The organism is Rhodovulum sp. (genome assembly GCF_011048875.1).
Taxonomy (GTDB): Bacteria; Pseudomonadota; Alphaproteobacteria; order Rhodobacterales; family Rhodobacteraceae; genus Rhodovulum; species Rhodovulum tesquicola.
On record NZ_DSDD01000124.1, the window covers coordinates 1 to 24,159 of the forward strand.

24 protein-coding genes and 1 pseudogene are annotated in these 24,159 nt (G+C 65.9%); all 25 read right to left on the reverse strand.

Annotation, left to right across the window (positions count from 1 at the left end; translation table 11 throughout):
- Nucleotides 1-66 precede the first annotated feature (66 nt).
- On the reverse strand, nt 67-1,608 hold the full coding sequence (locus ENN83_RS04105; protein WP_287184343.1) for an NADH-quinone oxidoreductase subunit M: 1,542 nt from the start codon (nt 1,606-1,608) through the stop codon (nt 67-69).
- The gene (gene nuoL / locus ENN83_RS04110; protein ID WP_287184345.1) at nt 1,608-3,632 is read right to left on the reverse strand and encodes an NADH-quinone oxidoreductase subunit L; all 2,025 of its coding nucleotides are present in this window, start codon (nt 3,630-3,632) and stop codon (nt 1,608-1,610) included. Before nuoL ends, ENN83_RS04105 begins: the two co-directional genes overlap by 1 nt.
- Before the next feature lie 6 nt (nt 3,633-3,638).
- A complete protein-coding gene (gene nuoK / locus ENN83_RS04115; RefSeq protein WP_287184347.1) occupies nt 3,639-3,944 on the reverse strand; it encodes an NADH-quinone oxidoreductase subunit NuoK in 306 nt (101 codons plus the stop codon).
- A 46-nt stretch (nt 3,945-3,990) separates the two neighbouring features.
- Complete coding sequence (locus ENN83_RS04120) at nt 3,991-4,605, reverse strand: NADH-quinone oxidoreductase subunit J (protein ID WP_287184349.1); 615 nt, start codon at nt 4,603-4,605, stop codon at nt 3,991-3,993.
- Nucleotides 4,602-5,018: a carboxymuconolactone decarboxylase family protein gene (locus tag ENN83_RS04125; protein ID WP_287184351.1), complete on the reverse strand. Its 417-nt coding sequence runs from the start codon at nt 5,016-5,018 to the stop codon at nt 4,602-4,604. Before ENN83_RS04125 ends, ENN83_RS04120 begins: the two co-directional genes overlap by 4 nt.
- Nucleotides 5,015-5,509: an NADH-quinone oxidoreductase subunit NuoI gene (nuoI, locus tag ENN83_RS04130; protein WP_287184353.1), complete on the reverse strand. Its 495-nt coding sequence runs from the start codon at nt 5,507-5,509 to the stop codon at nt 5,015-5,017. Before nuoI ends, ENN83_RS04125 begins: the two co-directional genes overlap by 4 nt.
- 2 nt (nt 5,510-5,511) lie before the next feature.
- A complete protein-coding gene (nuoH, locus tag ENN83_RS04135) occupies nt 5,512-6,549 on the reverse strand; it encodes an NADH-quinone oxidoreductase subunit NuoH (RefSeq protein WP_287184356.1) in 1,038 nt (345 codons plus the stop codon).
- 16 nt (nt 6,550-6,565) lie between these two features.
- Nucleotides 6,566-7,015 (reverse strand): hypothetical protein, encoded by a 450-nt coding sequence (locus ENN83_RS04140; protein ID WP_287184358.1) that lies wholly within the window; start codon nt 7,013-7,015, stop codon nt 6,566-6,568.
- A gap of 3 nt (nt 7,016-7,018) precedes the next feature.
- Complete coding sequence (gene nuoG, locus ENN83_RS04145) at nt 7,019-9,031, reverse strand: NADH-quinone oxidoreductase subunit NuoG (protein WP_287184360.1); 2,013 nt, start codon at nt 9,029-9,031, stop codon at nt 7,019-7,021.
- Nucleotides 9,032-9,133: 102 nt separating this feature from the next.
- Complete coding sequence (locus tag ENN83_RS04150; RefSeq protein WP_287184362.1) at nt 9,134-9,544, reverse strand: DUF5333 domain-containing protein; 411 nt, start codon at nt 9,542-9,544, stop codon at nt 9,134-9,136.
- Between the two features lie 128 nt (nt 9,545-9,672).
- The gene (nuoF, locus tag ENN83_RS04155) at nt 9,673-10,968 is read right to left on the reverse strand and encodes an NADH-quinone oxidoreductase subunit NuoF (RefSeq protein WP_287184364.1); all 1,296 of its coding nucleotides are present in this window, start codon (nt 10,966-10,968) and stop codon (nt 9,673-9,675) included.
- Nucleotides 10,969-11,222: 254 nt separating this feature from the next.
- Nucleotides 11,223-11,966 carry a hypothetical protein gene (locus tag ENN83_RS04160; protein ID WP_287184366.1) on the reverse strand — a complete coding sequence of 248 codons (744 nt, stop codon included), beginning with the start codon at nt 11,964-11,966 and terminating at the stop codon, nt 11,223-11,225.
- 22 nt (nt 11,967-11,988) lie between these two features.
- Nucleotides 11,989-12,702: pseudogene (gene nuoE / locus ENN83_RS04165) on the reverse strand (NADH-quinone oxidoreductase subunit NuoE); the annotation flags it as partial.
- Nucleotides 12,702-13,175, reverse strand: a complete 474-nt coding sequence (locus tag ENN83_RS04170) for a hypothetical protein (protein ID WP_287184370.1) — start codon at nt 13,173-13,175, stop codon at nt 12,702-12,704. The pseudogene nuoE and the gene ENN83_RS04170, both read right to left, overlap by 1 nt.
- A 74-nt stretch (nt 13,176-13,249) precedes the next feature.
- Nucleotides 13,250-14,458, reverse strand: coding sequence for an NADH-quinone oxidoreductase subunit D (locus tag ENN83_RS04175; protein ID WP_287184371.1), 1,209 nt, complete (start codon nt 14,456-14,458; stop codon nt 13,250-13,252).
- A 1-nt stretch (nt 14,459) separates the two neighbouring features.
- Nucleotides 14,460-15,335 (reverse strand): sulfotransferase family protein, encoded by an 876-nt coding sequence (locus ENN83_RS04180; protein WP_287184373.1) that lies wholly within the window; start codon nt 15,333-15,335, stop codon nt 14,460-14,462.
- On the reverse strand, nt 15,332-15,949 hold the full coding sequence (locus tag ENN83_RS04185) for an NADH-quinone oxidoreductase subunit C (protein WP_287184375.1): 618 nt from the start codon (nt 15,947-15,949) through the stop codon (nt 15,332-15,334). Before ENN83_RS04185 ends, ENN83_RS04180 begins: the two co-directional genes overlap by 4 nt.
- A gap of 138 nt (nt 15,950-16,087) precedes the next feature.
- Nucleotides 16,088-16,621 (reverse strand): NuoB/complex I 20 kDa subunit family protein, encoded by a 534-nt coding sequence (locus tag ENN83_RS04190; RefSeq protein WP_287184377.1) that lies wholly within the window; start codon nt 16,619-16,621, stop codon nt 16,088-16,090.
- A complete protein-coding gene (locus ENN83_RS04195; RefSeq protein WP_132696257.1) occupies nt 16,612-16,977 on the reverse strand; it encodes an NADH-quinone oxidoreductase subunit A in 366 nt (121 codons plus the stop codon). Before ENN83_RS04195 ends, ENN83_RS04190 begins: the two co-directional genes overlap by 10 nt.
- A gap of 254 nt (nt 16,978-17,231) precedes the next feature.
- Nucleotides 17,232-18,026 carry a crotonase/enoyl-CoA hydratase family protein gene (locus ENN83_RS04200; RefSeq protein ID WP_287184382.1) on the reverse strand — a complete coding sequence of 265 codons (795 nt, stop codon included), beginning with the start codon at nt 18,024-18,026 and terminating at the stop codon, nt 17,232-17,234.
- Nucleotides 18,019-18,894, reverse strand: coding sequence for a hydroxymethylglutaryl-CoA lyase (locus ENN83_RS04205; RefSeq protein WP_287184385.1), 876 nt, complete (start codon nt 18,892-18,894; stop codon nt 18,019-18,021). The genes ENN83_RS04200 and ENN83_RS04205 overlap by 8 nt, the downstream gene beginning before the upstream one ends.
- Nucleotides 18,887-20,827: an acetyl/propionyl/methylcrotonyl-CoA carboxylase subunit alpha gene (locus tag ENN83_RS04210; protein WP_287184388.1), complete on the reverse strand. Its 1,941-nt coding sequence runs from the start codon at nt 20,825-20,827 to the stop codon at nt 18,887-18,889. Before ENN83_RS04210 ends, ENN83_RS04205 begins: the two co-directional genes overlap by 8 nt.
- An 86-nt stretch (nt 20,828-20,913) precedes the next feature.
- Nucleotides 20,914-22,518 carry a carboxyl transferase domain-containing protein gene (locus ENN83_RS04215; RefSeq protein ID WP_287184390.1) on the reverse strand — a complete coding sequence of 535 codons (1,605 nt, stop codon included), beginning with the start codon at nt 22,516-22,518 and terminating at the stop codon, nt 20,914-20,916.
- A 111-nt stretch (nt 22,519-22,629) separates the two neighbouring features.
- Nucleotides 22,630-23,097, reverse strand: a complete 468-nt coding sequence (locus ENN83_RS04220; RefSeq protein ID WP_287184393.1) for a lysozyme inhibitor LprI family protein — start codon at nt 23,095-23,097, stop codon at nt 22,630-22,632.
- Between the two features lie 87 nt (nt 23,098-23,184).
- On the reverse strand, nt 23,185-24,159 hold a 975-nt coding region (locus ENN83_RS04225; RefSeq protein ID WP_287184395.1), incomplete at its 5' end, for an acyl-CoA dehydrogenase family protein.

The following is a 24,159-nucleotide window of genomic DNA, read 5'->3' on the forward strand; positions in this document are numbered from 1 at the left end:
GCATAGACGGCCAGTGCAATCTCCGGCAGCACAACGGAAAGATCGGCAGAGATCATCACGGTCCCCTCAGTTCTGCGCCAGCCGCGTCGCGGCCTCGGCCGCGTTCAGCGCGGTCTGGTAGTTCGACAACAGCGCCTCGACCGAGGGGCCGACGATATCGGTCACCAGCGCCGGGTACACCCCAAGCAGCAGCGTCATCGCCACCAGCGGCGCAAAGATCGCCCGCTCGCGCAGGTTCATGTCGCGGATCGCCTTGAGGCTTTCCTTGATGAGCCCGCCGAACACCACCCGCCGATAAAGCCACAGCGCATAGCCCGCCGACAGGATCACCCCGGTACAGGCCACCGCCGCGACCCAGGTGTTGACCTGGAAGACACCCGCCAGCGTGAGGAACTCGCCCACGAAACCCGAGGTGCCGGGCAGACCCACATTGGCCATGGTGAACAGCATGAAGACAAAGGCGTAGGCCGGCATCCGGTTCACCAGCCCGCCATAGGCGTCGATCTCGCGGGTGTGCATCCGGTCATAGATCACACCGACACACAGGAACAGCGCTCCCGAGATGAAGCCGTGCGAAATCATCTGGAAGATCGCCCCGTCCAGCCCCTGCTGGTTCGCCGCAAAGATGCCCATGGTCACGAACCCCATATGCGCGACCGAGGAATAGGCGATCAGCTTCTTCATGTCGGACTGCGCCAGCGCCACCAGCGAGGTGTAGACGATGGCGATGGCCGAGAGCCAGAACACCAGCGGTGCCCAGATATCGGAGGCCATCGGGAACATCGGCAGGCTGAAGCGCAGGAAGCCATAGCCCCCCATCTTCAGCAGGATCGCAGCCAGCACCACGGACCCGGCCGTGGGCGCCTGAACGTGGGCATCCGGCAGCCAGGTATGGACCGGCCACATCGGCATCTTGACCGCGAAGCTCGCGAAGAAGGCCAGCCACAGCAGCGTCTGCATGCCGCCCACGATCTCGCGCCCGGCAAAGGACAGGCTGCCCGCGCTGAATTCATGCCGCAGAAGCGTCGGAATGTCGGTCGTGCCTGCATCCACGAACATCGCCACGATGGCGACCAGCATCAGCACCGAGCCGAGGAAGGTGTAGAGGAAGAACTTGAACGTGGCGTAGATGCGTTCCTTGCCGCCCCAGATGCCGATGATCAGGAACATCGGGATCAGCCCGCCCTCGAAGAACAGGTAGAACAGCACCAGATCCAGCGCGGTGAAGACGCCAATCATCAGCGTTTCCAGCACGAGAAACGCGATCATGTATTCCTTGACGCGGTGGGTCACGTTCCAGCAGGCCGCGATGGTCAGGGGCATGAGGAAGGTGGTCAGCATCACGAACAGCACCGAAATGCCATCCACGCCCATCTTGTAGCGCAGCCCCATCAGCCATGCGCGGTCCTCGACGAACTGGAAATCGGGGTTCGACGGGTCGAAGCCGAACAGCACGAACAGCGAGATCAGGAAGGTCGCGGTGGTCGCGATCAGCGCCAGCCACTTGGCGTTCTTCTGCGCCGCCGCATCCTCGCCGCGCAGGAACACGGCCAGGATCAGCGCGGCGATCAGCGGCGTGAAGATGATGATCGACAGAAGGTTTTCCATCACTCAGCCCCCCCGGTCAGCATCATCCAGGTGATGAGAAGGGCAATGCCGATCACCATCGCAAAGGCGTAGTGATAGAGATAGCCCGACTGCAACCGCCCCGCGACGCGGGTGAAGAACGGCACGATCCCCATCGAGACCCCGTTCACCGCCCCGTCGATCACACTGCCATCGCCCCCCTTCCACAACGCGCAGCCGATGCTCTTGGCCGGGTTCACGAAGATCGCGTCGAAGAACTCGTCGAAATACCACTTGTTGAGCAGGAACAGATAGACCGGCCGGAAGGTCCGGGCCATGCGACCGGGCAATTCGGGCACGCTGATATAGAACATGTAGGCGATCCCGAGCCCCAGCAGCATCGCAAGGAAGGGCGCGGATTTCACCCATTTCGGCGCGTGATGCGCGGCATCCATCACGTTGTTGTCGGGCCCCATGTACAGCGCGCCCTGCCTCGGCAGCGGATGCGCGGGCGTGCCATCGACGGCGGCGATCTCGGGGCTGGGGATGCCGTAGAAGCGGTTCACCTGCTCCTGGCTACCGAAGAAGTCCGAGAACCAGACCATGCCTGCCAGAACCGCACCCAGGCTGAGAACGCCCAGCGGGACCAGCATGGTCCGCGGACTCTCATGGGCATGTTCATGTGTGTGCTTGTCGCCCCGGGGTGTGCCCCAGAACGTCAGGAACATCAGCCGCCAGGAATAGAAGCTGGTCATGGCCGCCGCGATCACCAGCGTCCAGAACGCCCAGGTCGCCCCGCCGCCCCAGGCGCTTTCGATGATCGCATCCTTCGACAGGAACCCGGCAAAGCCGATATGCGTCAGCGGGATGCCGACCCCGGTGATCGCCAGCGTGCCGATCAGCATAGCGTAGAACGTATAGGGGATCCTGTCCTTCAACCCACCATAGCGGCGCATGTCCTGTTCGTGGTGCATCGCATGGATGACCGAGCCCGCGCCAAGGAACAGAAGCGCCTTGAAGAAGGCATGGGTGAACAGGTGGAACATCGCGGCCGAATATACGCCTACGCCGACCGCAACGAACATGTAGCCCAGTTGCGAACAGGTCGAATAGGCGATCACCCGCTTGATGTCGTTCTGCACCAGCCCCACGGTCGCAGCAAAGAAGGCGGTCGCGGCGCCGACCACGACGATCATGGTCTGCGCGTCGGGGGCAAATTCCAGGATGGGCGACATGCGCGACATCAGGAAGACGCCCGCCGTCACCATGGTCGCGGCATGGATCAGGGCGGAAACGGGCGTCGGCCCCTCCATCGCGTCGGGCAGCCAAGTGTGCAGCAGCAACTGCGCCGACTTGCCCATCGCCCCGATGAACAGCAGCACCCCGACCACATTGGCCGCGTTCCAGGTGCCGTTCAGGAAGGTCAGATCGGTCTGCCCGATGGCCGGGGCGGCGGCGAAGATGTCGTCGAATTTCACCGAGTCGACGAGGAAGAACAGCGCGAAGATGCCCAACAGGAAGCCGAAATCGCCCACCCGGTTGACCACGAACGCCTTGATCGCGGCGGCGTTGGCCGAGGGCTTGCGATAGTAGAACCCGATCAGCAGGTAGGAGGCGACGCCCACCCCTTCCCAGCCGAAGAAAAGCTGCACGATGTTGTCCGCCGTCACCAGTGCCAGCATGCTGAAGGTGAAGAAGGACAGATAGGCGAAGAAACGCGGCTTGTAGATCTCGCCCTCGCGCCATTCGGGGTCGTGATCCATGTAGCCGAAGCTGTAGAGATGGACGAAGGCCGAGACTGTCGTGACGACGATCAGCATGATCGCGGTCAGCCGGTCCACCCGGATCGCCCAGTCGGCGACCATGCTGCCGCTTTCGATCCAGCGAAAGATCTCGACCTGCCGCGTCACGCCGTCGAAGCCCAGGAACACCGCCCAGGAGAACAGCATCGACAGGAAGACAAGCCCCGTCGTGGTCCAGAGCGCGGCCCTCTCGCCAAGGATGCGCCAGCCGAAGCCGCACAGGATCGCGCCGATCAGGGGGGCAAAGAGGATGATCTTTTCCATTGGCCCTTACCCCTTCATCACGTTGACATCGTCCACCGCGATGGACCCGCGGTTGCGGTAGAAGCAGACGAGGATCGCAAGGCCGATGGCGGCCTCGGCGGCGGCGACGGTCAGGACGAACAGGGTGAACACCTGCCCCACCAGATCGCCCAGATAGGCCGAAAAGGCGACAAGGTTGATGTTGACCGACAACAGCATCAGTTCGATCGACATCAGGATGACGATGACATTCTTTCGGTTCACAAAGATGCCGAATATGGCGATGACGAAAAGCGCAGCGGCCACCGTCAGGTAATATTCCAGTCCGATCATTCCGTCCCTCCGGGCGTCCTGCCCGCCTGTTCTGGTTGCTCCGGGGTCAGAGGCCCTGCCCCGGTTTGACGTCCTTCAGTTCCATCGCCTTGGCCGGGTCACGATACATCTGCGCCAGCACGTCCTGGCGCTTGACGTCCGTGCGGTGGCGCAGCGTCAGCACGATCGCCCCGATCATCGCCACCAGCAGGATCAGCCCCGCAGCCTGGAACAGGTGGATATACTGGTCGTAAAGCAGGTTCCCCAGCGCCTTGGTGTTATGCATCTCGGCCGGGTCGGGCGTGGGCGCGCCGCGCAGCTGCGCCGCCCCGTCCGAGCTTTGCCATACGCCGAACACCATCACGAGCTGCGCCAGGAACACCGCCCCGATCAGCGCCGCGATGGGGAAATAGGCTGCCATCCGGGCCTTGAGTTCGGTGAAATCGACATCCAGCATCATCACCACGAACAGGAACAGCACCGCCACCGCGCCGACATAGACGATCACCAAGAGCATCGCCACGAACTCGGCCCCCAGGAGAACGAACAGCCCCGCGGATGACAGGAAGGCCAGGATCAGCCACAGCACCGAATGGACAGGGTTGCGCGCCAGCACCACGAACAGCCCCGAGGCGACCGTGACCGCGGCAAAGCAGTAGAATGCGAACTCCGCGACGCTCATCCGCCGTCCTCCTCGTTCCTGTGCTGCTCGTCGAACACGGACTGCGCCAGTTCCAGCGCGCGCGTCATCGCCGGGATGCCGCCCAGCATCGCCATCTGATAGATCACCTCGGCGATCTCGCGTTCGGTGGCCCCCGCCGCGAGCGCGTGACGCAGGGTCAGCTTGAACTGCGTGTCGGCCTGCGCGCCCAGCACCGTCAGCCCCGCCAGCACCACCAGAAGCCGCGTCTTGGCATCCAGTCCCTCGCGGTTGAAGGTGTTGCCCCACATCATTTCGATGAAGTCCTTGGGCATGGTGGGGATCAGCTTGTCGAAGCCGTGCACCTGAAAGCTTTCCAGCGCCGGGTTGAAGGCGCGGGCCATCTTGTGGCTCTGCTCAAGCATCTGTTCGAAGAGTTTGGCGTATCCGCTCATCGGTAGGGTGCATCCAGTTCGAGGTTGCGGGCGATCTCGGCTTCCCAGCGGTCACCGTTTTCCAGGAGCTTGGCCTTGTCGTAGAACAGCTCCTCGCGCGTTTCGGTGGCGAATTCGAAGTTGGGGCCTTCGACGATGGCATCCACGGGACACGCCTCCTGGCAGAAGCCGCAATAGATGCATTTCGTCATGTCGATGTCATAGCGCGTGGTCCGCCTGCTGCCATCCGCGCGCGGTTCGGCGTCGATGGTGATGGCCTGCGCCGGACAGATCGCCTCGCACAGCTTGCAGGCGATGCAGCGTTCCTCGCCACTGGGATAGCGGCGCAGCGCATGTTCGCCGCGGAAGCGGGGGGAAAGCCGCCCCTTTTCATGCGGGTAGTTCACCGTGGTCTTGGGCGCGAGGAAATATTTCATCCCCAGCTTGAAGCCCACGAGAAAGTCCATCAGCAGGAAATATTTCCCGGCGCGTTTCCAGTCCATCGCGGTCATTGTCAGCCTCCCACCGCCCAGCGGGCATAGGCGCCGCCGAACAGTTCGAATTTCGCAAGGAACGCCACGATCACCACCCAGGCCAGCGACATCGGCAGGAACACCTTCCAGCCCAGCCGCATCAACTGGTCATAGCGGTAACGCGGCACAATCGCCTTGACCATGGAGAAGAGGAAGAAGAACCCCGCCATCTTGAGCACCATCCAGATCGCCCCGTCAGGCAGCCCCGGAATGGGCGAGAGCCACCCGCCGAAGAACAGCAGGCTCACCAGCGCGCACATCAGGAAGATGGCGATGTATTCGCCCGCCATGAACAGCAGGAAGGGCGTCGAGGAATATTCGACCTGGTAGCCCGCCACCAGTTCGGATTCCGCTTCCGGAAGGTCGAAGGGCGGGCGGTTCGTCTCGGCCAGCGCCGAGATGAAGAACAGGAACACCATGGGCAGATGCGGCAGCCAGTACCACGAGAAAATGCCGAAACTGCCATCCTGCGCCGCGACGATGGCGCCGAAATTCAGGCTGCCGGTGGACAGGATCACCCCGATGATGATCAGCCCGATGGATACCTCGTAGGAGATCATCTGCGCCGCCGAGCGCAGCGAGCCGAGGAAGGGGTATTTCGAGTTCGAGGCCCAGCCCCCCATGATGACCCCGTAGACCTCGAGCGAGGAAATCGCGAGGACATAAAGGATTGCCACGTTGATATCGGCCAGCACCAGCCGATCCGAGAACGGGATCACCGCCCAGGCCAGCATCGCCATGACAAAGGCGATCATCGGCGCCAGCAGGAAGACAGGCCGATCCGCGCCCGCAGGCACGATGACCTCCTTGACCACATATTTCAGCGCGTCGGCCACCGTCTGCAACAGGCCAAAGGCGCCCACGACGTTCGGCCCACGGCGCAACTGCACCGCCGCCCAGATCTTGCGGTCGCCATAGACGAGAAACAGCAGCGAGATCATCACGAAGGCAATGACCATCAGCGACTGCGCCATGATCGTCAGCGCCACCCCGAAGCCGGTATCCAGAAAATTCGCCATCTCGTCCCTTCGTTCCTCAGACCACCGGTATGCCTTGCCCGGCACAATCGGCCACCACCACCTCGGCGTCGATGGTCCTGATCCCTTCGGGCAGAGCCGCCGACATCGTGTAGACGGCATCGGCCTTGACCACGCCGCCCGGTTCCGTGCCGATCTGCGTGCGCACCGGGCGCAGGAAGTTCATGCCCTGAACCAGCGCAAAATTCGCCGCCGCGCATCGGGCATAGGCCTCGATCATTCCAGTGCTTTCCGGGTCGCGCATCCGCACGACGATGTTCACCAGATCGGAGCTGAGCACCACCGCCTCGGCGCCCAGATAGGCCGGTGCGCGCGCGCCCGCTCGGGCTGCGCCGCCTGCATCGGCCCCGGGCTGGGCCGGCGGCGGCACGTTGGGCGCACAGGCCTCCGTGCCGGCCATCAGCGCCAGCGCCACCACCGGCGCGATATGACGGCGAGCCCCCCGCACAGGCTATTCCGCTGCCAATGGCGCCGAGCGGCGCGCCTTGGCATTTGCGGACAGTTCGGCCATCAACCGCGAGGCCCGCGCGATCGGATTGGTCAGGTAGAAATCGGAGACCGCAGGCAGAAACGCCCCGCCGCCGAGCGGCGCGGCGGGCAGCGGATCCCAGGTGTTCTCGGGCAATTCGTCGATCAGGCCCAGGTGCGGGAACCGCCCGACCAGCCGCTTGCGCAGCGCCGCCAGCGTGTCATAGGGCAGCGTCGCGCCCAGTTCGCCCGACAGCGCGCGCAGGATCGCCCAGTTCTCGCGCGCCTCGCCCGGCGGGAAACCGGCGCGCAGCGCCAGTTGCGCCCGGCCCTCGGTATTGACGAACAGCCCCGGCTCCTCCGTGTATGCAGCACCCGGCAGGATCACGTCGGCGCGGTGCGCGCCGCGGTCGCCATGGCTGCCCTGGTAGATCACGAAGGGGCCGGGCGCAATGTCGATCTCGTCCGCGCCCAGGTTCAGCACGACATCCGCGCCCTCCATCAGCCCGGCAAGGCCGGGCGCGCTCACGCAGCCCAGGTCCATCGCGCCGACCCGCGAAGCGGCCGTGTGCAGCACCAGCATCCCGCCGCCGGTCTTCTCGGCCAGAAGCATCGCCGCGGCCAGCACCGCCGCGCCATCGGCCTCGCGCAGCGCACCCTGCCCGACGATCACCAGCGCGTTGTCCTGCGGCCCGGCGCCCTCGACCAGACGCGCCAGCGCCGCGCGGTCCGCGCCCAGATCGGCAACATCATAGGTCAGGTCCGCAACCGGCCCGACCCGCTGCACACTTGCCCCATGCAGCCATGCCTTGCGGATCCGCGCGTTCAGCACCGGCGCCTCGGCCCGCGGGTTGGTGCCGATCAGGTAGATGTTGCGGGCGTGGTCGATATCCTCGATCGCGGCATTGCCGACATAGGCCGAGCGGTTGCCCGCCGGCAGCCGCGCCCCGTCCACACGGCATTCCACATGCCCGCCCTGCCCCTCGACCAGTTCCTTGAGCGCAAGGGCGGCCTCGACCGGCACCAGATCGCCTACGAGCCCCGCAAGCTTCCGCGCGCCCCGGATCGCCGTGGCGGCTGCCGCCAGCGCCTCGGGCCAGGTGGCGGGGCGCAGCTTGCCGTTCTCGCGGATATAGGGCCTGTCCAGCCGCTGGCGGCGCAGCCCGTCCCACACGAAACGGGTCTTGTCCGAGATCCATTCCTCGTTCACGCCGTCATGGTTGCGCGGCAGGATGCGCATGACCTCGCGGCCCTTGGTGTCGACGCGGATGTTCGACCCCAGCGCGTCCATCACGTCGATGGTCTCGGTCTTGGTCAGCTCCCACGGCCGGGCGGTGAAGGCATAGGGCTTCGAGGTCAGCGCGCCGACCGGGCACAGGTCGATGATGTTGCCCTGCAATTCGCTGTCCAGCGTCTGGCCCAGATAGGACGTGATCTCGGCATCCTCGCCGCGCCCGGTCTGGCCCATCTGGGTGATCCCCGCGACCTCGGTCGTGAAGCGCACGCAGCGGGTGCAGGAAATACAGCGCGTCATACAGGTCGCCACCAGCGGGCCAAGGTCCAGGTCCTCGGTGGCGCGCTTGGGCTCGCGGTAACGGCTGAAATCGACCCCGTAAGCCATTGCCTGGTCTTGCAGATCGCATTCGCCGCCCTGGTCGCAGATCGGACAGTCCAGCGGGTGGTTGATGAGCAGGAACTCCATCACCCCTTCGCGCGCCTTCTTGACCATGGGGCTTTTCGTGCGCACGACGGGCGGCTGACCCTCGGGGCCGGGACGCAGGTCGCGCACCTGCATCGCGCAGGAGGCCGCGGGTTTCGGCGGGCCGCCGACGATTTCCACAAGGCACATCCGGCAGTTCCCGGCAATCGACAGCCGTTCGTGATAGCAGAAGCGCGGCACCTCGATGCCCGCCAGTTCGCACGCCTGAAGCACGGTCATCGCGGGGTCGACCTCGATCTCGTGCTCGTCGATGATGATCTTGCGTAGCTCTGCCATGCCCTTGCCCTGTCGTATCCTCGCCCGCGCGCGCCTATCGGCGCGGGCCTCTCGTCCCGGTTCCTGCCGCCGCGCCGGCGCTGTGCTGCCCAGCCCCCACGCTCATCGCGCCCTCAAAAGAACGCCGACCTGGCTGTTGCGCGCGATCTCAGCGAGGCCCACCGGGCAGTAGCTTGCACCCTCGCCCGGCCGCACGCCGCGCGCCACCAGCCAGGCGCGGGCGGCGTCCTCGATGCGCTTCTTCTCGGCCTTGTCCGAGACATAGGTCTCGATCTCGCGGTCGGAGTAACCTGCAGCGCTGGCCTCGTCCTTCAACGCGCGCATGAAGCCATAGGCGCGGACCATCCTGGGCTCGATGCTGTCGCAATTCTTGCGGATCATGTCGGCGATGGCGATCACGGTCAGCCCGCGATTGACCTCGACATGCTCGCGCAGCGGCGGACGGGCCTCGGCGGCCTGGACGGTCGTGGCGGCCATGACCAGGGCGAGGGCGGCAGAGAGGATCAGGCGCATGGGCGGAATTCCTTTCGCGACGGCGCGGGGCGCCGACAACCGGCCCCCATCGCTGCCCGAAATGGGGCCGAGGGGCGCTGCAATGCAATAACAGACCCGCACGGTCGCGCTTATGTGCACCCTGCCTCTCACTCGGCCGCAACCGCGCTGAGCCGCCCGGTCTTGCGGGCCTTGATGCGGTCCTCGATCTCGTCGCGGAAATGCCGGATCAGGCCCTGGATCGGCCATGCCGCTGCATCGCCGAGCGCGCAGATCGTGTGGCCCTCGACCTGTTTCGAGACGTCGAACAGCAGGTCGATCTCCTCGATCTCGGCCTCGCCGGTGACCAGCCGCTCCATCACCCGCATCATCCAACCGGTGCCCTCGCGGCAAGGGGTGCACTGGCCGCAGCTTTCGTGCTTGTAGAATTTCGCCAGTCGCCAGATCGCCTTGATGACATCGGTGGACTGGTCCATCACGATCACAGCCGCCGTGCCGAAGGCCGAGTGCTGCTCGCGCAGCCAGTCGAAGTCCAGGATCGCCTCGTCGCAGATACTGGCCGGGATCAGCGGCACCGACGAGCCGCCGGGGATCACCGCCTTGAGATTGTCCCAGCCGCCCCGCACACCGCCGCAATGCCGGTCCAGCAGCTCGCGCAGCCCGATCGACATGCTTTCCTCGACGACGCAGGGGTGGTTCACATGGCCCGAAATCGCGAAGATCTTGGTGCCCGCATTGTTCGGTCGCCCGAAGCTGGCGAACCAGTCGCCGCCCCGGCGCAGGATGGTGGGCACGACGGCGATGGATTCGACGTTGTTCACCGTGGTCGGGCAGCCGTAAAGCCCCGAGCCCGCCGGGAAGGGCGGTTTCATCCGGGGCATGCCCTTCTTGCCCTCGAGGCTTTCCAGAAGCGCGGTTTCCTCGCCGCAGATATAGGCACCGGCGCCATGATGAAGGTACAGGTCGAAATCCCAGCCCGTTCTCGCGGCGTTCCGGCCCAGAAGCCCGGCCTCATAGGCTTCGTCGATCGCGGCTTGCAGCGCCTCGCGCTCGCGGATGTATTCCCCGCGGATGTAGATATAGGACGCATGCGCCCCCATCGCGAAACTCGCGATCAGCGCCCCCTCGATCAGCGTGTGGGGGTCGTGGCGCATGATCTCGCGGTCCTTGCAGGTGCCCGGCTCGGATTCATCCGCGTTGATGACCAGGTAGTGCGGCCTCCCGTCGCTTTCCTTCGGCATGAAGGACCATTTGAGACCGGTCGGGAAACCAGCCCCGCCACGGCCGCGAAGACCGGATTTCTTCATCTCGTCGATGATCCAGTCGCGCCCCTTGGCGATGATCGCCGCCGTGCCGTCCCAATGCCCACGGGACCGCGCGCCGGAGAGGGTGCGGTCATGCATCCCGTAGAGATTGGTGAAGATGCGGTCCTGATCGGTCAGCATGGCTCATCCCCGTTGGTCCCGGCCGTTCTGCCGGATCTTCCATCTCGCGCCCCACAAAGGCGGCAGGGCACAGAACCCGACACAGGCCGGGTGCGGCGGCCGACGGGCAGGTTAAGCTGCCCTCGGCCCGGCTCCGCGGGGAAGGCGGGCGGCGGGGTCGGGGGCCGGTCCATCTTGCTGGACCCGGCTCCTTGATCCGCCGCGCGTCGTCTGTCTTCGCCCCACCCGTCGCAGCTTGCTCAGTCGAGTTTTCCTCAGTCGGTCTTCTTGGAAAACTCCGTTTCGCCACCCGCGGCCAGAACCTTGGCCTGCGCAACCCACTCGTCACGGCTCACGCGGCCCTTGAAGCCTTCGAGGTTCTCGTCGACCCAAGCCACCTCTTCCGGCGTCCAGCTGGCGATCTGATCGTAGTGGTAAAAGCCCAGATCGTTGCACAGCTTTTCAAGCTTGGCCCCGACACCCTTGATGCGGGTCAGATCGTCCGCGCCGCCCTTGCGCGGCGCGTTGAGCGCAGCGGGACGCTTGCCGACCTCTGCCACCGGCGCAGGCGCGGCGGCCGGGGCAGTGGCTGGTTTCGGTGCAACGGCCGCCTTGGGGGCCGATTTCGGCACGGTCGGTGCAACCTTCACGGTTCCCGATCCCGGTTTCTTCGACGGCACGATCACCTTGGCAGCATTCGCATCGAGATAGGGCTTGCGGGCAGCCTCGCCCTCGCGCAGCGCCTTGGCGCTTGCGGCCATCTCTTCGTCGGTCCGACAGAAATTCGCGATCAGGAAGAACCCTGCAACGATACCGGTGCCTGCGCCCGCGGCAAAGGCCACGAGGGCCCAGATGCCGATCCAGACGAGGAAGGCCATGACGGTCACGCCAATCACGGCGGCCACAAACCACCAGAAGATGGCCATCTTGAACTTCGCTTCACTGCGAGAAATATTCATCTCTTGTCTCCGCTTCGACGGTTGTTCATCCGACGCCCTTTGTAGCGCGTCAGCCGCCATCTGTCTTGACGTCTTCCGCCGCAGCCCCCGCACGCCTCCAGGGCGTCAGAAGCGGCACCTCGGTCCCGTCAATCCGCTTGATCGTGTCGCCGATTGTCCGGGCCAGATCGACCGAAGCGTTCCGCTCAAGCCGCCGCCCACCCTGCCCGGTCAGGCTGGTCGGCCCACCCAGAGGTTCCGAGGCAAAGCGGCCATTCTGCGGCCCCGGCGGCGGCACCCGGCCAGCGGCCAGTTCGTCGAGGATGAAGGCCAGCCGTTCGGCGGTCAGGTCCTCGTAGTAATCCTTGCCGATCTGCACCATCGGCGCGTTCGAGCACGCACCCAGGCACTCGACCTCTTCCCAACTGAACCGGCCACAGGGCGACAGCAGGTGCGGCTTTTCGGCGATCTTTTCGCGGCAGACCCCGATCAGGTCCTCGGCCCCGCAGATCAGGCAGGAGGTCGTGCCGCAGACCTGCACATGGGCCAACGACCCGACCGGGGAGAGCTGGAACATGAAGTAGAACGTCGCCACCTCGAGTGCCCGGATATACGCCATGTCCAGCATGTCGGCGACATGCTCGATCGCTGGCCGGGTCAGCCAGCCCTCCTGCTCCTGGGCACGCCACAGAAGCGGGATGATCGCACTGGCTTGCCGACCGGACGGATACTTGCCGATCTGGGCCTCGGCCCACGCCCGGTTCTCGGGCGTGAACGCGAAGCTGTCCGGTTGCTCGTGGTGCAGACGTCTAAGCATTACTTGGCACAGTCTCCCGAAATCAGGCGGATGCCGCCCTGATCGTTTATGTTTTCGATCTCGCCAAGCTTGCGGAGTTCGACGACGATGGCCTCCAGCCTGTCCTCGCTGAAACCGGTCGCGCGTTCCACCTGGCCGGCCTGCTCTTCATTGTTGACCATGCAGTTCGTCCCGGTCATCGCCGCGCGGAACTTGTCGAGATCGGACGCCGAGACCGAGGATTCGGCCATGGCCGCGGCAGGCGAAAGGGCGGCGAGGATCGCCAGGGTCTTGAGGGTCTTGAGGGTCTTCATGGATGTCACTCCTTGGGTTGCGAGCGCGGCAAGACGCGCTCCTGTCATGGTTCCCGCGCATCGCCGCGCGGTCCGGTCCGTGGGCGACCCGATGCCGCCCGCCGGTTTCACAACAGCCCCCTTGTCATGCCGACGGCCCCCCGCCGACACCCCAGCACCGCCCTCCGCGATGCGCGGCAAACGGATCTCCACGCCGGCCCCAGCACCGGCGCAAGTCCAGCCCGCAGCGCGGGCGGATATGACGACCGGCCGACTCACCGGTCAATCTCTCCGAACACCACGTCCATCGTGCCGATGATCGCGGCCACATCGGCCAGTTGATGGCCGCGTGTCATGTGGTCCAGCGCCTGCAGATGCAGGAAGCCTGGCGCACGCAGCTTGGCGCGATAGGGACGGTTGGTGCCATCCGCCACCAGATAGACCCCGAACTCGCCCTTGGGCGCCTCGACCGCGGCATAAACTTCGCCTGCCGGAACGTGAAAACCCTCGGTATATAGTTTGAAGTGATGGATCAGAGCCTCCATCGAGGTCTTCATCTCGGCCCGTGTCGGCGGCGCGATCTTGCCCCGGTTCAGCACCTCGCCCGGTTCGCGCCGCAGCTTTTCGCAGGCCTGCCGGATGATATGAGTGGACTGGCGCATCTCCTCCATGCGCACCAGATAGCGGTCGTAGCAATCGCCATTCCTGCCGATGGGCACCTGGAACTCGAACTCGTCATAGCATTCATAGGGTTGCGCCCGGCGCAGGTCCCACGCCATGCCCGATCCGCGCACCATCACGCCGGAAAAGCCCCAGTCCAGAGCCTCTTGCTGAGTGATGACGCCGATATCGACATTGCGCTGCTTGAAGATCCGGTTCTCCGTCAGCAGCCCGTCCAGATCGTCAAGCACCCGGGGGAAATCGACGGCCCAGGCGTCGATTTCCTCGATCAGCGCGGGCGGCAGGTCCTGATGCACGCCGCCGGGCCGGAAATAGGCCGCATGCAGCCGCGCCCCGCAGGCCCGCTCGTAGAAGATCATCAGCTTTTCGCGTTCCTCGAAGCCCCAGAGCGGCGGCGTCAGGGCGCCCACATCCATCGCCTGCGTGGTGACGTTCAGCAGGTGGTTCAGCACCCGGCCGATCTCCGAATAAAGCACGCGGATCAATTGCGCCCGGCGCGGCACCTGCGTTTCGGTCAGCTTTTCGATCGCCAGGCACCAGGCATGTTCCTGATTCATCGGCGCGACGTAATCCAGCCGGTCCAGATAGGGCAGGTTCTGCAGATAGGTGCGGCTTTCCATCAGCTTCTCGGTGCCGCGATGCAACAGCCCTATATGCGGGTCGGCACGTTCCACGATCTCGCCGTCCAGCTCCAGCACCAGCCGCAGAACGCCGTGCGCCGCAGGGTGTTGCGGCCCGAAGTTGATGTTGAAGTTGCGGATGCTCTGCTCGCCCGCCCGCACGCCCATGGTGTTGTCCTTCATCTCACACCCCCACCCGATGCGATTGCCAGACAGGAGGCACGCGTCCCAGCCGCTCTGCCACGAAATCGTATTGCGGCGCCAGCCATTCCGCCGCCGCGCGCCTCTGCTCGCGGCTCATCGGCACCGGCACGCCCGCATGCACCCGCACACCCAGTTCGGCCGGCCTGGTCGCGATCCCCAGGAACCCGCAGATCCGGTCGATCGAGGACTGCGAGAACAGTTCCTCATAGTAGGAAAGACAAAGCCGCGTCGGATCGACCGCTGCCCACAGCCGGGTCAGCACCGATCGGTAATCGCCCCGCTCGGCAATATGGGTCTCGTCGCCCGCAATGACGCGCGCAAGAATGCGCCCCGCCCTCGGCCCGATCGCCTCGCCCGGATTGGCGCGGCGGCGCGCGATCATGCGCACATGGCTCCAGAGCCGGTCGACCGGGTCCCGCAAAAGGTAGACGAAGCGCACATCCGACGCCATCGCCGCCATCCGTTTCAATCGCCCCACCGGCAGCAGGGAATACGCAGGTGTTATGTCCGCAATAAGGCGGCGGGTGCCGCGTCCGGACTCGAGATATTCCAGATAGGCCGCCTCGGTGCCCACCTCCAATGCCGACGACCAGTCCGCCATGTCCTTCAGCCGCCGGGCACGCGTCTCGGCCCGGGCGCGGTTGGCCGGAACCGGACGAACGGCCAGACGGGCGCGCTCCTCATTCAGTTCGGCCCGCGCCCGTTCCAGTCGCCCGCCTTCAAGCGCATCGAAGAAATGCAGCTCCTTTATCGAGCGCAGGTGGCAGTCTGGATGCCGCTCCAGATAGCGGTGCAGCCACGAGGTGCCCGCCTTGGTCGCGCCGACCCCGAACATGAGCGTCGCCTCTCCGGTCATGGCTGCCCCTCGGCCCCGGCGGCCTTGTCATCGCCCGGCAGGATATAGTCCGCGCCTTCCCACGGGCTCATGAAATCGAACAGCCGGTATTCCTGCGTCAGCTTGACCGGCTCGTAGACCACGCGCTTTTCGGTCTCGGAATAGCGCACCTCGTCATAGCCGGTGGTCGGGAAATCCTTGCGCAGCGGATGCCCGCGAAAGCCGTAATCGGTCAGGATGCGGCGCAGGTCCGGGTGGCCCGAAAAGATGATGCCGAACATGTCGAACACCTCGCGCTCGAACCAGTTGGCCGAGGGGTGGACGGTCGTGATCGAGGGGATCATCTCGTCCTCGCGGACGGCGCATCTCACCCGGATGCGCTGGTTCTGGAACATCGACAGGAAATGATAGACCACGTCGAAGCGCGCCTCGCGCTCGGGGTAGTCGACCGCGGTGATGTCGACCAGCGTCGAGAACCGGCAGGAGGCGTCCGCGCGCAGGAATTCGACCAGCCCCACGATCGCGGACGGGGCGGCGGTCACGGTCAGCTCGCCACGCGTCACCTCCCAGCCGATCACGCTGTCGCTGCGGCGCGCGGCGACATGCTCGCCGAGTTCCCTCAGCGCGTCATCCATCGCTCATCCTCCCCAGGTGCATCGACTGGCCATGCGCCCTTCTCCGCGCTCCTTCTGTGCCAAAGCCTACGGGGATGTATGTGACCATGTCACATCCTACCCCGACACGCACCGCGCCCAAGGCGTCCGCCGGGCCGGTCATCGCACGATGGTCCCGGTGCGGCGGATCTTGCGCTGCAATTGCAGGATGCCATACAGCAGCGCCTCGGCGGTCGGCGGGCAGCCCGGCACATAGATGTCGACCGGCACGATCCGGTCGCAGCCGCGCACCACCGAATAGCTGTAGTGGTAATAGCCCCCGCCATTGGCGCAGGACCCCATCGAGATCACATAGCGCGGCTCTGGCATCTGGTCGTAGACCTTGCGCAGCGCGGGGGCCATCTTGTTGGTCAGCGTGCCCGCCACGATCATCAGGTCCGACTGGCGCGGGCTTGCACGCGGCGCGGTGCCGAAGCGTTCGAGGTCATAGCGTGGCATCGAGACATGGATCATCTCGATCGCACAACAGGCCAGACCGAAGGTCATCCAGTGCAGCGAGCCCGTCCGCGCCCAATTAATGATGTCCGCGGTAGAGGTGACAAGGAAACCGCGATCCTGCAACTCGGCATTCAGCGCGCGCGTGGCCTGTTCGGCATCCGGACCGGCGGTCGTCGGGTTCGTCGTCACGCCCATTCCAGCGCCCCCTTCTTCCATTCATAGGCAAAGCCCACGGTCAGGACGCCCAGGAAGACCATCATCGACCAGAAGCCCAGCATCCCCATCTCACCGAAGGACACGGCCCAGGGAAACAGGAACGCAATTTCGAGGTCGAAGATGATGAAGAGGATCGCCACGAGGTAGAATCGCACGTCGAAGCTCATCCGTGCATCGTCGAAGGCGTTGAAGCCGCATTCATAGGCCGAAAGCTTCTCGGGATCGGGGCTCCTGACCGCGATCACAACCGCCGACAGCAAAAGCAGCAGGCCAAGCGCCACCACCATGCCGAAGAAGATCGCGATGGGCAGGTAGTTGCTCAGAAGCTCTTCCACCGGGTTCTCCCTTCTGTCCTGTGCGCATTGCTGAATCTTTTGCGCGTCTTTTCTACCGCGACGTTAGCCGGGGCACCGAGGGCGGGCCAACAAGGCTCGTCCTCGTTTGTCGGCCCATCTGTTAGCGCGGCCAGATGGAAATGTATACAGTCGTGCGCATTGAAAATGCGCCGGAATGACGCATTCAGGAAAATCGAAGGAAAACAATGCGCTTCGACGCCGAGCCTGGAAAGCGCGGCCGCGGGCGGCGGGTGTCAGCCAGCCTCGCCGACCGCCCAGCGCGGCTTGCGCCGCTCAAAGAAAGCCGCGATTCCCTCGGCCGCCTCGTTACTCTCCCAAGCCGCGACAAGGCGGGCGATGCTGTCCTCGATCACCGCCTCGTCGATGCGCGGACCCAGTGCGCGCAGCTGCGCCTTGGCGCGGGCGACAGCATCCGGAGCACAGGCAAGGAAGGGCGCGACCTCGGCCTCGGTCGCGGCGTCCAGCTCCGATTCCGGCACCGCCCGCGCCAAGAGGCCCATCGCCACCGCCTCGCCCGCGTCGAAACGCCGGCCCGACAGGAACACCCGCCGCGCCGCCGCCTCGCCCAGCCGCGCGGCGACATAGGGGCCAATGGTGGCCGGGATCAGGCCCAGCCGCGTCTCGGTCAGCGCGAAGCGCGCGGTATTGACCCCCACCGCGACGTCGCAGACCGATATCAGCCCCATGCCGCCGCCAAAGGCCTGCCCCTGCACCCGCCCGATCAGCGGCCTGGGCATCGTGTTCAGCGCGCCCAGCATCGCCGCCAGCCGCCGCGCCGCCGCGGCCCGGGTCGGGCCATCGGCCGCGATCTGGGCCTGCATCCAAGCCAGATCCCCGCCCGCGCAGAAACTTGCGCCATTGCCGGTCAGCACGACCACGCGCACCGCGGGATCGGCACCAAGCCGCTCGGCCGCCGCATGCAGCGCTGCGATCAGATCTTCGGACAGCGCGTTGTGCTTGTCGATCCGGTTCAGCACCAGCCGCGCCACGCCGCGCCCGTCGATCTCGATTCCCAGTTCCTCACGCATCGCGCCCGCCTCCCTCGCCTGTGCGCATCGCGCGCGCCATCGCCGCCGCCGCCTGGATCGCCGCCGGATCAAGCCCGGTCGCGTAGCCCAGTTCCGCCAGCCGCGCCGCCACCGCCTCGGTCGCCACGTTGCCGGTGGCGCCCTTTGCATAGGGGCAACCGCCAAGCCCGCCCACCGCCGCATCGAAGACCCGCAAGCCCAGCGCCAGCGACGCCTCGATATTGGCCAGCGCCCGCCCGGCGGTGTCATGGAAATGCCCCGCCAGCCGGTCGGGCGGCGCGACGTCGAGCACCGTGCGCAGCATCGCGGATACGCTGTCCGGCGTGCCCTGCCCGATCGTGTCGCCAAGGGAGATCTCGTAGCAGCCAAGGCCCATCAGCCGTTCGGCCACCTCGGCAACGCGCGCGGGCGGCGTCGGGCCGTCATAGGGGCAATCGGTCACGCAGGAAATATAGCCGCGCATGCGCATCCCGTCGGCCCGCGCCGCCTCGGCCACGGGGGCGAAACGGTCCAGGCTTTCGGCGATGGTTGCATTGATATTGGCCCGGCTGAACCCTTCCGATGCCGCGCCAAAGATCGCGATCTCGTCCGCGCCCGCGGCCTTGGCCCGTTCATAGCCCTGCATGTTCGGGGTCAGCGCGGCATAGCGCACGCCCGGCACGCGGACGATGCCCGCCAGCACCTCGGCGCCATCGGCCATCTGCGGCACCCATTTCGGGCTGACGAAACTTGCCACCTCGATCCGCCGGAACCCGGCGCGCGACAGCATGTCGATCAGCGCGATCTTTTCGCCCGTCGGGATCGGCCGCTTCTCGTTCTGCAACCCGTCCCGCGGACCGACCTCGAAGATCTCGACCCGCTCAGCCATCCGCATCCTCCAGCCGGATCAGCGGCGCGTGGGGCTCGACCTGGGTGCCCGGCGTGACCATCACCTCGGCCACCACGCCATCGCGCGGGGCGGTCAGGGTGTGTTCCATCTTCATCGCCTCGAGAATGACCGGCGGTTCGCCGACCGTCACCGCCTGCCCTGCCGTGGCAAAGACCGTCTTGACAAGGCCCGGCATCGGCGCCTCGATCACGCCGGAATGGGCATGCGCCGCCGCGGCCCTGTCCAGCGGATCAAGCGGCACGAAACCGAAGGTCCCCGCCTCCCCCGCAAAGACATGGATCGCGCCGCCCGCCCGCAGCACCTGCCCCGGCGCGCGGCCCGCGATGCGCCAGCCGCCCGCGTCGCGATGCGCCTCGAGCAACTCGCCCGCGATCTCGACCTCTGCGCGGCCGGAGCCGGTGGCCATCACCACGCCCGTGATCTCCTCGCCCGCATGGGCCAGCGTCAGCGTCCGACGGAGCGGCGACCAGAGCGCGAAGCCTGCAAGCGGCCCCTCGGGCAGCGCGGCGGCTTCGAGCAGCGCGGCGGCCTGCACGGCCAGCGAGGGGCCCGGCGCCTCGGTCAGCGCGGCAAGGTCGCGCTCGATCAGGCCGGTATCGACCTCGCCGCGCGAAAAGCCCTCATGCCGGGCAAGACGGCCGAGAAAGGCCAGGTTCGTCACCGTGCCCGCCACCTGCGTCTCTTCCAACGCGCGCGCCAGACGGTTCAGCGCGAGCGCGCGGGTGGGGCCATGCACGACGATCTTGGCGATCATCGGGTCATAGAACGGGCTGATCCGGTCGCCCGTGCGCACGCCCGTATCGGCGCGCAGCCCGGGCGGAAAGGCCAGATGGGCCAGCGTTCCCGTAGCGGGCAGAAAGCCTGCGGGCACGTCCTCGGCGTAAAGCCGCGCCTCGAAGGCATGGCCGGTCAGCGGGATGTCGTCCTGCAGCAGCGGCAGCCCCTCTCCGGCGGCGACGCGAAGCTGCCATTCCACCAGATCGAGGCCGGTGATCGCCTCGGTCACGGGATGTTCGACCTGAAGCCTTGTATTCATCTCCATGAACCAGAACCGGTCGGGCCTCAGCCCGTCCGAGCCATCGACGATGAACTCGACCGTGCCCGCGCCCTTGTAGCCGATGGCCTTCGCCGCCCTGACCGCCGCCTCGCCCATCGCGGCGCGCATCTCGGCGGTCATGCCGGGCGCGGGGGCTTCCTCGATCACCTTCTGGTGGCGGCGTTGCAGCGAGCAGTCGCGTTCGTACAGATGCACGGCGTCCACCCCGTCGCCGAAGACCTGAACCTCGATATGGCGGGGTTTCTCGACATATTTCTCGATCAGCACCGCATCATTGCCAAAGGCATTGCGGGCCTCCGAGCGGGCGGCGGACAGGGCGGCGGGGAAATCGGCTGTGGCCAGCACCTTGCGCATGCCCTTGCCGCCGCCGCCTGCCACGGCCTTGATGAGCACGGGATAGCCGATGGCCTCGGCCGCACCGGCCAGGTGTTCGTCATCCTGGTTGTCGCCGTGATAGCCCGGCACCACCGGAACGCTCGCCTGTTCCATAAGTGCCTTGGCCGCATCCTTGAGCCCCATCGCCCGGATCGCGGAGGCCGAAGGGCCGATGAAAACCAGCCCCGCCGCCTCGACCGCATCGACGAAACCGGGGTTCTCGGACAGGAAGCCATAGCCCGGATGGATCGCCTGCGCCCCGGTGGCGCGGGCGGCCGCGATGATGCGCTCGGCGCGCAGGTAGCTTTCGGCCGGCGCTGCGCCGCCTATGGGCACTGCCTCGTCGGCGGCGGCGACATGGGCGGCGCATTCGTCAACGTCGGAATGGACTGCGACGGTTGCCACCCCCATCCGGCGGGCGGTGGCAATGATGCGGACGGCGATTTCGCCGCGGTTGGCGATGAGGATTTTCCTGAACATCCGTGCCTCTTGTTGCGGTCGCCAGCGGGGGGCCAGCCCCCCGCACCCCCCGGGGTATTTGGCCCAAGAAGAAGGAGGGGGCGGGGCTACATCCGGAACACGCCGAAGCGGGTTTCGGGGATGGGCGCATTCAGCGCGGCCGAGAGCGAGAGGGCGAGCACCGCGCGCGACTTGCGCGGGTCCACGATGCCGTCATCCCAGAGCCGGGCCGAGGCATAGAGCGGGTGACTTTGCCGCTCGAACATCTCGATGGTGGGACGCCTGAACTCGGCCTCCTCCTCGGGCGACCAGGTGGCGCCCGACCGTTCTATGGCGTCGCGCCTGACCGTTGCCAGCACATCCGCCGCCTGTTCGCCGCCCATCACCGAGATGCGGGAATTGGGCCAGGTCCAGAGGAAGCGGGGCTGGTAGGCGCGACCCGCCATACCGTAATTGCCCGCGCCGAAGCTGCCGCCCACGATCATGGTGATCTTGGGCACATTGGTCGAGGCGACGGCCGTGACCATCTTGGCACCGTGGCGCGCGATGCCCTCGTTTTCGTATTTGCGGCCGACCATGAAGCCGGTGACGTTCTGAAGGAAGATCAGCGGCGTGCCGCGCTGGGAGCAGAGTTCCACGAAATGCGCGCCCTTCTGGGCGGATTCCGAGAAGATCACGCCATTATTGGCGATGATGCCCACGGGGATGCCCATGATGTGGGCGAAGCCCGTTACCAGCGTCTCGCCGAAGCGCGGCTTGAACTCGTCGAAGCGCGAGCCGTCGACGATGCGCGCGATCACCTCGCGGATGTCATAGGGCGTGCGCAGGTCGGCGGGCACGACACCCAGCAATTCCTCGGGGTCGCAGGCCGGGTCTTCGGGCGTTTCCAGCCGGACGGTTGCGGGTTTCTCGCGGTTGAGATGCGCGATTGCCCGACGGGCGAGCGCCAGCGCATGGGCATCGTCCTCGGCCAGGTAGTCGGCGACGCCCGAAAGGCGGGTGTGGACATCGCCGCCGCCCAGATCCTCGGCGGTGACGACCTCACCGGTGGCGGCCTTCACCAGCGGGGGGCCGGCGAGGAAGATCGTGCCCTGGTCGCGCACGATGATGGTGACGTCCGACATGGCGGGGACATAGGCGCCGCCCGCGGTGCAGGAGCCCATCACCACGGCTATCTGGGGGATGCCCTTGGCGCTCATCCGGGCCTGGTTGTAGAAGATGCGCCCGAAATGGTCGCGGTCGGGGAAGACCTCGTCCTGGTTGGGCAGGTTGGCGCCGCCCGAATCCACCAGGTAGACGCAGGGCAGATGGCATTCCTCGGCGATTTCCTGCGCGCGAAGATGCTTCTTGACCGTCATCGGGTAATAGGTGCCGCCCTTCACGGTGGCGTCGTTGCACACCACCATGACCTCCTGGTCATGCACCCGCCCGATGCCCGCGATCACCCCCGCACAGGGGGCGTCGCCGCCGTAAAGTCCGTGCGCCGCAGTCGCGCCGATTTCCAGGAACGGCGCGCCCGGGTCCAGCAGGTTCGCCACCCGCTCGCGCGGGAGCATCTTGCCGCGTGACAGATGCCGTTCGCGGGCCTTCTCGCCGCCCCCGGCGGCAGCCAGCGCGGCGGCCTCCTCGATCAGGCGCAGCGCGTCCAGATGGGCGGCGCGGTTCGAGCGGAAAGAGTCCGAACCGGGGATAGCATTGGAATTCAGGCGCATGCGTACTGCTCCCCGAACTGCGGGGGGCCTGCGCGATCCGTAGCCATTGCCGTGCTCCTCCCTTCGCCCGCACCCGCGCCGCCCCCTCCCCCGGGGCGGCGCGCGCAGAAGCTACTTGGTTTCCATGTATTTGACCGCGCTTTCCAGAAACAGCGCCTGTTCGCCAATCCGTTTCATCGTGCAATTGCCCGCGGCGGTCGTCGTATAGGGTGTGCCGCGGCGCATCATCGCCTCGACCGCGCAGCGGATCTCGCGCCATTCAGCCCATTTCTGCTGCTGGATTTCCAGATCCTCGGTCAGGCTGAAGGGCACGTCCTTGGATTTCGGGTTCTTCGCGAAATCGGCATCCGCAGCCTTGGCAAGTACCATCAGCCGGTCGTGGGCGGCCGTCATCCGGGCCGTCCAGTATTCCGACTCCTGCCCCATGCAGGCCGCGATATCGCTGGGCGAGGCGTTCTTGATTCGCTGGAAACAGGCACGGGCGGATTCGCCGATGCATGTCACCTCCGCCCCGGGGGTGCGCTGCTTTTTCAGGCATTCCTCCGTGGCATCGGGCGAGAACCGGACCTGTTGTGCCATTGCAGGGGCTGCGAGGGCCAGGCTTGCGGCAAGAAGAAGGGAGAGTCGCATGGGATCACCTCTCAAAGTTGATTGTGTTACTCAGCTTTACTCCATCGCCTTCATCAATTCACGCCCAACCAGCATCCGCCGGATCTCGGACGTGCCTGCGCCGATCTCCATCAGCTTGGCGTCGCGGAACAGCCGCGCCACGGCGCTGTCGGCCAGAAATCCAGCCCCGCCCATGGCTTGCACCGCCTGATGGGCCTGCTTCATCGCCTCTTCGGACGCGTAAAGCACGCAGGCGGCGGCATCCTGGCGCGTCACCCGGCCGCGATCACAAGAGCGTGCAACAGCATAGACATAGGCCCGCGCGCTGTTCATCGCGGTGTACATGTCGGCGATCTTGCCCTGCATCAGCTGGAAATTCCCGATCGACTGCCCGAACTGCTTGCGCTCGCGCATATAGGGCATGATCTCATCCAGACAGGCCGCCATGATTCCGGTGCCGATGCCGGCCAAGACCACGCGTTCGTAGTCCAGGCCCGACATCAGCACCCGAACGCCCTTGCCCTCCTCGCCAAGGACGTTCTCGAAGGGGACTTCCACATCGTCGAAGATCAGTTCGGCCGTGTTCGAGCCACGCATCCCGAGCTTGTCGAAATGCGGAGACGTGGAAAAGCCCTTCATCGTCTTCTCAATGATGAAGGCCGTGATGCCCCTGGGCCCGGCCTCCGGGTCGGTCTTGGCATAGACCACCAGCGTATCGGCATCGGGACCGTTGGTGATCCAGTATTTCGTGCCGTTCAGCGTGTAATAGCCGTTCCGCCTTTCGGCGCGCAGCTTCATCGACACGACGTCGGACCTCGCCCCCGCCTCGGACATGGCAAGCGCGCCGACATGTTCGCCCGAAAGCAGGCCGGGCAGGTATTTGCGTTTCTGCGCGTCGGTGCCGTTCAGCTTGATCTGGTTCACGCACAGGTTGGAATGCGCCCCGTAGGACAGCGACACCGAGGCCGAGGCGCGCGCGATTTCCTCGACCGCGATCACATGGGCCAGATAGGACATGCCCGCGCCGCCATA

Bases quoted from the DNA above. Each gene is read 5' to 3' on its own strand.
- ENN83_RS04160 (WP_287184366.1), bottom strand. From the start codon at position 11,966: ATGGCGGCTGACGCGCTACAAAGGGCGTCGGATGAACAACCGTCGAAG.
- nuoG (WP_287184360.1), bottom strand. From the start codon at position 9,031: ATGGCAGAGCTACGCAAGATCATCATCGACGAGCACGAGATCGAGGTC.
- ENN83_RS04185 (WP_287184375.1), bottom strand. From the start codon at position 15,949: ATGGATGACGCGCTGAGGGAACTCGGCGAGCATGTCGCCGCGCGCCGC.
- nuoL (WP_287184345.1), bottom strand. From the start codon at position 3,632: ATGGAAAAGATCATCCTCTTTGCCCCCCTGATCGGCGCGATCCTGTGC.
- nuoF (WP_287184364.1), bottom strand. From the start codon at position 10,968: ATGCTGACCGATCAGGACCGCATCTTCACCAATCTCTACGGGATGCAT.
- ENN83_RS04175 (WP_287184371.1), bottom strand. From the start codon at position 14,458: ATGAAGGACAACACCATGGGCGTGCGGGCGGGCGAGCAGAGCATCCGC.
- ENN83_RS04200 (WP_287184382.1), bottom strand. From the start codon at position 18,026: ATGCGTGAGGAACTGGGAATCGAGATCGACGGGCGCGGCGTGGCGCGG.
- ENN83_RS04215 (WP_287184390.1), bottom strand. From the start codon at position 22,518: ATGCGCCTGAATTCCAATGCTATCCCCGGTTCGGACTCTTTCCGCTCG.
- ENN83_RS04150 (WP_287184362.1), bottom strand. From the start codon at position 9,544: ATGCGCCTGATCCTCTCTGCCGCCCTCGCCCTGGTCATGGCCGCCACG.
- ENN83_RS04105 (WP_287184343.1), bottom strand. From the start codon at position 1,608: ATGGAAAACCTTCTGTCGATCATCATCTTCACGCCGCTGATCGCCGCG.
- ENN83_RS04205 (WP_287184385.1), bottom strand. From the start codon at position 18,894: ATGGCTGAGCGGGTCGAGATCTTCGAGGTCGGTCCGCGGGACGGGTTG.
- ENN83_RS04120 (WP_287184349.1), bottom strand. From the start codon at position 4,605: ATGAGCGTCGCGGAGTTCGCATTCTACTGCTTTGCCGCGGTCACGGTC.
- ENN83_RS04220 (WP_287184393.1), bottom strand. From the start codon at position 23,097: ATGGCACAACAGGTCCGGTTCTCGCCCGATGCCACGGAGGAATGCCTG.
- nuoH (WP_287184356.1), bottom strand. From the start codon at position 6,549: ATGGCGAATTTTCTGGATACCGGCTTCGGGGTGGCGCTGACGATCATG.
- nuoK (WP_287184347.1), bottom strand. From the start codon at position 3,944: ATGATCGGACTGGAATATTACCTGACGGTGGCCGCTGCGCTTTTCGTC.
- nuoI (WP_287184353.1), bottom strand. From the start codon at position 5,509: ATGACCGCGATGGACTGGAAACGCGCCGGGAAATATTTCCTGCTGATG.
- ENN83_RS04210 (WP_287184388.1), bottom strand. From the start codon at position 20,827: ATGTTCAGGAAAATCCTCATCGCCAACCGCGGCGAAATCGCCGTCCGC.
- ENN83_RS04125 (WP_287184351.1), bottom strand. From the start codon at position 5,018: ATGAGCGGATACGCCAAACTCTTCGAACAGATGCTTGAGCAGAGCCAC.
- ENN83_RS04190 (WP_287184377.1), bottom strand. From the start codon at position 16,621: ATGGGCGTGACGACGAACCCGACGACCGCCGGTCCGGATGCCGAACAG.
- ENN83_RS04180 (WP_287184373.1), bottom strand. From the start codon at position 15,335: ATGACCGGAGAGGCGACGCTCATGTTCGGGGTCGGCGCGACCAAGGCG.